The 283-nt window shown below is 65.7% G+C and carries 1 protein-coding gene; it reads right to left on the bottom strand.

The window, feature by feature from the left end; translation table 11 throughout:
- On the bottom strand, positions 1–283 hold a 283-nt coding region (locus PUR61_RS03385), incomplete at both ends, for an extracellular solute-binding protein (protein ID WP_329875437.1).

Below are 283 nucleotides of genomic sequence, written 5' to 3'. Positions count from 1 at the left end.
CGGTGCGGTAGAGCATGACGTCCACGTCGAAGTAGAGGGGGACGCCGTGCATCTTGCCGTCGTACTCGTCGACCTTCGCCAGTGGCAGGAACTTCTCGGTGTCGGCGGCGGTGTAGCCGAGCTTGTCGAGCGGGGCGAGGGTGCCGGCCTTGAGGTAGTCGAGCTCCAGGCCGTTGTTCATCAGCCAGACGTCGGGGCCCTTGCCGGCGGCGACGGCCTGCTTGATCTTGTCCCGGCCGTCCTTCCACTCCAGGAGCGTGAGTTCGACCTTCACCTTGCCCTG

This window comes from Streptomyces sp. BE20, assembly GCF_036322525.1.
Lineage (GTDB): Bacteria > Actinomycetota > Actinomycetes > Streptomycetales > Streptomycetaceae > Kitasatospora.
The sequence above is the reverse complement of the archived record's forward strand: the minus strand, read 5'-3'. Positions and strand labels throughout refer to the sequence as shown.